At 41.3% G+C, this 664-nt stretch carries 1 protein-coding gene; it reads right to left on the bottom strand.

The window, feature by feature from the left end; all coding sequences use genetic code 11:
- Positions 1 to 18: 18 nt before the first annotated feature.
- A partial coding sequence (locus BN162_RS18495; protein WP_244264207.1) for a transposase occupies positions 19 to 664 on the bottom strand: 646 nt, incomplete at its 5' end.

Genomic DNA, 664 nt, shown 5'->3' with positions numbered 1-664 from the left:
GGATCCAGAAAACCACACTTAGTACACTTGAAGGGGATCGAGTTCACGGTGCCAGTCATAGAGTTCCCAGGTTTCATTGATTTTCACCTCCAATCCAGCCGGGAAAAAGGATTCAACAAATTCCATGATGTGTCCGCAGGAACAAAGGAAAGGATCAATGCCTGTGGACTCCTTACGAAATTCTCGATAAGAAGAAAGCTTCTTACGAATCCAAGCTCGAGGCTTACGTAACATTTTTTGAATACAGCGACAAAGTTTCTTTTTTCGGGAAGTATAGGCGCCTAAGTAACGAACCATTTTGAAATGATCATCAGGAATATGAAGAATGAGCTTTTTCATGAAAACGAGAGTGGAATCAAACACATCTACACGTTCATGGGTTTGATGGTCGATATAGTGCCACCAGACAAAGTCAAGGTCAACATCATAGTCTTCAATCCGACTTTGAGCCATGACAGGACGGCCAACATAACGAACAATATAATCCACACAGTCTTGAGTGGATTTGTGAGTAGAAGGTGGAGAGTAAACATAGAAGCCATCGGGATAATCTCGATAACATTGCTTTTTTACGATTTTAAAATCTGGGGAATTCAATTTGTTTTCCATGCGGTCAAGCAACTGCTTTTGAAAAGAAAACCGCAGAGAATCGTAGTGGATATGG

Origin of the sequence: Holdemania massiliensis AP2 (assembly GCF_000327285.1) — a bacterium.
Classification (GTDB): Bacteria; Bacillota_I; Bacilli_A; order Erysipelotrichales; family Erysipelotrichaceae; genus Holdemania; species Holdemania massiliensis.
Note: the sequence above shows the minus strand (reverse complement) of the source record. Positions and strands in the feature narration are given on the sequence as shown.